5 protein-coding genes are annotated in these 5,707 nt (G+C 64.9%); all 5 read left to right on the forward strand.

Features of this window, described 5'->3' with window-relative positions:
- Positions 1–464, forward strand: a 464-nt coding sequence (locus ACLP25_RS00525; RefSeq protein ID WP_442467297.1) for a TOBE domain-containing protein, incomplete at its 5' end; no start/stop codon positions are given.
- 81 nt (positions 465–545) lie between these two features.
- The gene (locus ACLP25_RS00530) at positions 546–2,045 is read left to right on the forward strand and encodes an FAD-dependent oxidoreductase (protein WP_442467298.1); all 1,500 of its coding nucleotides are present in this window, start codon (positions 546–548) and stop codon (positions 2,043–2,045) included.
- A gap of 16 nt (positions 2,046–2,061) precedes the next feature.
- Complete coding sequence (locus ACLP25_RS00535; protein ID WP_442467299.1) at positions 2,062–3,669, forward strand: GMC family oxidoreductase; 1,608 nt, start codon at positions 2,062–2,064, stop codon at positions 3,667–3,669.
- Positions 3,670–3,901: 232 nt separating this feature from the next.
- Positions 3,902–4,696, forward strand: a complete 795-nt coding sequence (locus tag ACLP25_RS00540; RefSeq protein ID WP_442467300.1) for a citryl-CoA lyase — start codon at positions 3,902–3,904, stop codon at positions 4,694–4,696.
- Positions 4,696–5,707 (forward strand): phenylacetate--CoA ligase family protein (locus ACLP25_RS00545; RefSeq protein WP_442467301.1); only part of this gene is annotated, 1,012 nt, incomplete at its 3' end. The genes ACLP25_RS00540 and ACLP25_RS00545, both read left to right, overlap by 1 nt.

The following is a 5,707-nucleotide window of genomic DNA, read 5'->3' on the forward strand; positions in this document are numbered from 1 at the left end:
CCCCGTACGAGATCTACAACTCACCGAACAACCTCTTCGTCGCGGATTTCATGGGCTCGCCGGCTATGAACTTGCTCGAGGGGAAAGTGGGTCGCTCCAACGGCGCCCGCCAGATCGCTATCGAGCGTCACGACCATGCGCCGATCGTCCTGCCGGTCCCCGCCAGCGCCGATGCGACAAAGCTCTCCGACGGCGCCAAGGTGATCTTTGGCATCCGTCCGGAGGCGGTCAACGACAAGGAGAGCGTGGACCGCAATGCAAAGTCGGTCGCCACGTTCGATGCGACGGTCGAAATTGTCGAGCCCGCGGGTTCTGACACCTATGTGGTGACCCACGCCGCTGGAAAGGAACTGACGGCGAGGATGCGCGCAGAGACGCCTGTCTCCGTCGGTCAGAACCACACCTTCGCCTTCAACCTCGACAAGGCGGTGCTGTTCGATCCGCAGTCGTCACGCCGGATCTGAATCTAGAAGGTGCTTTGGCTGAACGCGTTCGCGACCCCGCGACGGAAAGCGGACGCGCGTGACGACAGCAACGAGGAACCGATGGCGAACACGGAGACGGTCGACATAGTGATCATTGGCTCAGGCATGGGCGGCGCGACGTGCGCGGCCGGCCTTGCGCCGATCGGAGCTCGGATCCTTATCCTCGAGCGCGGCGTCCGCTTGCGCGACAGCGCCGATGCGCGCGACGCTCGCGCAATCTTCCAGCGCGGCGTCTTCCGGCCACATGAAACCTGGCTCGACGGCGCCGGACAAGCCTTCAATCCCGGCAACTACTACTACGTCGGCGGCAATTCAAAGCTCTACGGCGCCGTGCTGCTCCGATACCGAGCGGCGGACTTCGCGCCCATTGCGTACCGCGAAGGCGCGACGCCGGGCTGGCCCTTTACCTACGACGAACTCGAGCCCTGGTATTGCCTCGCCGAAAAGCTCTACAACGTCCGCGGCAGTCTCGGCTTCGACCCGACCGAGCCAAAGCATTCCGCGCCTTACCCTTATGGTCCGGTGCCCGACGAGCCCGCGATCGCCAAGGTGCGGGAGCGCTTGAAGCGCGTCGGACTCCGCCCCTTTCCCCTTCCGCTCGGCGTCAACATTGAGAAATGGCTCGCTCGGGCGAAGACGCCGTGGGACGCCTTTCCCGACACGGGGACCGGCAAGATGGACGCCGAGACCTGTGGTCTCAGCAAAGCTCTCGCTCACGGAAACGTCGAACTGCGGGAGAATGCACGCGTCGAGCGGCTGCTCATGGATCGCGACGGCAAGCGCGTCACAGGCGTCGACGTCTCGGTCGCCGGGGAGCGTCGGACAGTCTTCGCCGGCCTCGTCATCCTTGCCGCGGGCGCAGTGAACTCGGCCGCGCTGCTGCTGGCGTCTCGCGACGGCGGCGTCGCCAATCGCTCGGACACGGTCGGCCGACACTTCATGAACCACAATTGCTCGGCCGTGCTCGCGATCGATCCCAGGTCGGTTAACGACTCGGTCTATCAGAAGACGCTTGGGGTCAACGACTTCTACCTTGACGATGGCCACGGCGGCCCGCCGCTCGGCAACATCCAGCTGCTTGGCCGCGTCACCGGGCCGATCCTCAAGTCGAGCATTCCCATGGCGCCGGAATGGGCGCTGACTCTCATGAGCAGACGCTCGGTCGACTGGTACGCGATGAGCGAGGACCTGCCGAATCCGGACAGCCGCGTGACGGTCGAGGGCGAGCAGATCCGGCTCGACTGGAAGCGCAGCAACTGGAGCGCGCACGACGGGCTCGTAAAGGCCTTCAGGCAGCGGTTGCGCGCCGCAGGCTATCCGATCGTCCTGTCGAAGCCGTTCGACCGCCGTACGCGTTCCCATCAATGCGGCACCGTCCGCATCGGGTCCGATCCGGCGACGTCGCCGCTCGACCCCTACTGCCGCGCCGTGGACCACCCGAACCTGTTTGTCATCGATGCGTCCTTCCTTCCGACCTCGGCGGCGGTCAATCCGTCGCTGACCATCGCCGCCCAGGCGCTTCGCGTCTCCGATCACATCGCAAAGACAGACCTACGCTAAGTTCAGGACGACCCACATGGCATACGACTACATCATTGTTGGCGGCGGACCTGCTGGTTGCGTACTCGCCAATCGTTTGAGCGCCGATCCGTCAATCAAAGTCTTGCTGCTCGAAGCCGGCGGAAGCGACTGGAACCCTCTTTTCAAAATGCCCGCGGGCTTCGCCAAGATGACCAAGGGCGTCGCCAGCTGGGGCTGGAGCACGGTCCCGCAGAAACACCTCAATGGCCGTGTCGTCTGGTACACGCAGGCCAAGGTGATCGGGGGTGGGTCGTCGATCAACGCGCAGCTTTATACGCGAGGCAACGCCAAGGACTATGACGCCTGGGCGAATGACGCCGGCGCGACCGGATGGAGCTATCGGGAGGTTTTGCCGTACTTCAAGCGAAGCGAGGATAACCAGAAGCTCCACAACGCCTATCATGGCTATGGCGGCCCGCTCGGGGTCTCATATCCGATCAATCCGCTGCCGATCAGCTATGCCTTCCTGCGCGCTGCGCAGGAACTGGGCATTCCCTTCAATGACGATTTCAACGGCACCGTCCAGGACGGGATGGGCCACTACCAGCTTTCCACCCGCAATGCCGAAAGATCTTCTGCGTCGAGCGCATTCGTGAAGCCCGTGCAGGGCAGGAAGAACCTGACAGTCCGTCTGAACGCCCAAACTCTGAAGATCGAGGTGCAGAACGGCCGCGCCGTTGGTGTGACGGTCGTGTCGGGGACCGGAACCGAGACGTTGAATGCGGACCGCGAGATCATCATTAGCTGCGGCGCTATCGGCTCGCCACGCCTTCTTCAGCTCTCCGGCATTGGGCCTGCCGATTCCTTGCGAGCGGCGGGGGTCAATGTCGTGCATGACCTCCCCGGCGTCGGTTCGAATATGCAGGATCACCTCGATCTCTACGCGATCTCGGAATGCACAGGCGATCACACCTATGACCGCATCGCGCAGCCGCATCGCACGGTGTGGGCAGGCCTTCAGTATCTGCTGTTCAAGACCGGTCCGGTGACGTCAACGCTCTTTGAAACTGGTGGCTTCTGGTATGCCGACAAGCAGGCGCGATCGCCCGACATCCAGTTCCATCTTGGCCTCGGCTCTGGCATCGAGGCTGGCGTCGCCACGATGAAGAACCCCGGCGTGACCCTCAACTCCGCATTCCTGCGTCCCCGCTCGCGCGGCACAGTGCGAATCGCCAGCGCCGATTCGAAAGCAGCTCCTCTGATCGACCCCAATTATTGGGCTGATCCCTATGACCGGGAATGTTCGATCAAAGGCCTCCGTCTCGCGCGCGACATCTTGCGGCAGCCCGCGCTGAAGCCATACGTGATGGCGGAGCGATTGCCCGGCGACAACATTAATACAGACGCGGAGCTCGCGGAGTACGCCTACCGCTCTTGCAAGACAGACCACCATCCAGTGGGAACTTGCTCTATCGGCTCGGGTCAAGATGGCGTGGTGACACCTGACCTTAAATTGCGCGGGCTTCTCGGCATTCGGATTGTCGATGCTTCCGTCATGCCCTTCGTCCCATCAAGCAACACGAATGCACCAACAATCATGGTCGCGGAAAAAGCCTCCGACATGATCCTTGGGAAGGCTCCACTCACGCCAGCGGAGATATAGAGGAAAATCATGCCCTCATCGTGACGTTCGCCCCACATAGGGCGTCGACGCCCTATGTGGGGAGAGGGGCGGCGCCTGTGCCGAAGCGCACCGCGCTATCGGCGCGTCGCCGTGACCTCGCCGTTCACAACCCTTGGACTTGCGTCGCGGCTTTGATTTTGTCTGACAATCGTCGCATTGTCCCTAAATAAGTTCCCGTCAAAGAGACGGCTAGACCGGGAGAGGAAACGTCATGCTGATCGGCAAGGCCGGCGCGGCGCAGACGAAGATCGCCGCCGCGTCGCCTGAGAGGATTTGGGTTCGCGGGCGCGATCTGACTGCCGACCTCATGGGAGGCACGACCTTCACCGACTTCGTGTACCTTCTGGCGACCAGTCGCGCGCCGACGGATGACCAGCGCTTCTTCCTCAATCTCAGTCTGGTCGCGCTCGCCGAACACGGGCTGACACCTTCGGTTCAGGCCGCGCGGATGACCCTCGCGGCCGACCCGGCCGCCCTCCAGGGCGCGGTCGCGGCCGGGGTGCTCGGCTGCGGGACCGTGATCCTCGGGGCGGCCGACCTTTGCCGCGCGCTCGTCGACGACGTGCTTGCGCGGACGGGCGCAGCCGGCTCGATCGACGAAGCGGCGCTCGAGGTCGTTCGGGAGTATCGCGCCGCACGCCGGCCGATACCCGGTTACGGACACCCGCTGCACAAGCCGGTCGATCCGCGCGCCGAGCGGATGATCGCGCTTGCCCGCGAGCGCCGCGTTGCGGGCCGCGCGGTCGAGGCGGCGACGGCGCTGACCAAAGCGGTCGCCGAGGCCTGGGGCAAGCCGCTGCCGATGAATGTCTCGATGGCGATCGCCGCTACGCTGGTCGACGTCGGCGTTCCGCCGGCGCTGATCCGCGCCCTGCCGATCCTCGCCCGCACGGGCGGGCTGATTGCCCATCTCATCGAGGAGCAGGAGACGCCGATCGGCTTCTATCTCGCCTCGAAGGGCGAAGAGGCGATCGACCATTCCGCGGCCCAAGGAGGCTCCGCCTGATGCCGATGGTCGAGCCCGACATCGAAGCCGCGCCGTGGGAGGACCAGGCGCGCCTCGACGCGCCGCTCTACCGGAAGCAGATCGAATACCTGTTCGAGCGCTCGCGCTTCTATCGCGGCAAGCTCGAGCGCGCCGGCTATGTGACCCACGGCGCCGTTGGCGGGCTCGAGGCGATCCACGCGCTGCCATTTACCGAGAAAGACGAACTGCGCGCCACGCGTACGCCGGAGGAGCCGATTGGGACGCATCGCGCGGCCCACCCGGACGAGATCGCGCGCATCTATTCGACCAGCGGCACGACCGGGACCCCGAGCTACATTCCGCTCACCGCCTCCGACATCGAGGTTTGGGTCAGGACCTCGGCGCGATCCTACGCGGCCTCGGGAATCGTCCGCGGCGAGCAGATCGTCTCGACCTACAACGCCGGCCCCTTTGTCGCAGGCGCCGCGCTCGCCGTGTTCGACCGGCTCGGCCTTTGCCATATTCCGGTTGGCACGGGGAACACCGAGCGGCTCGTCGCGGCGATCGAGCTCCTGAAGCCGACGGCCGCCGTGATGACGCCATCCTACGCGCTTCACATTGCGGAATGGGCGCGCGAACACGGCAGGGACCTCGCCCGGTCGAGCGTGAAGCGCGTGCTCGTTGCGGGGGAGCCCGGCGGCGGCGAACCCGCCATGCGGGCGAAACTAGAAGAGGTTTGGGGCGCGAGCGTCACCGAGGCGATGGGCATCGGCGACATCTCGATAACGCTGTGGGGCGAGTGCGAGGCGAAAGCCGGCATGCATTTTTCCGGCCGGGGCTTCGTCCATCCGGAGCTTATCGATCCCGATACGGGCGCCCCGAAGTCATTCGAGGACGGGGCCGAAGGCGAACTCGTGCTGACCCATCTCGTCAACCGCGCCGCGCCGCTGCTGCGATTTCGCACCCGCGACCATGTGCGGGTGAGCGCGGGCCGATGCGCCTGCGGGCGAACGGCCCCGCGCGTCCGCTGTATCGGGCGCACCGACGACA

The organism is Roseiarcus sp., assembly GCF_052145395.1.
Lineage (GTDB): Bacteria > Pseudomonadota > Alphaproteobacteria > Rhizobiales > Beijerinckiaceae > Roseiarcus.

Excerpts from the sequence above, each read along its gene's own strand:
- ACLP25_RS00530 (WP_442467298.1), top strand. The coding sequence starts at position 546 with ATGGCGAACACGGAGACGGTCGACATAGTGATCATTGGCTCAGGCATG.
- ACLP25_RS00535 (WP_442467299.1), top strand. The coding sequence starts at position 2,062 with ATGGCATACGACTACATCATTGTTGGCGGCGGACCTGCTGGTTGCGTA.
- ACLP25_RS00540 (WP_442467300.1), top strand. The coding sequence starts at position 3,902 with ATGCTGATCGGCAAGGCCGGCGCGGCGCAGACGAAGATCGCCGCCGCG.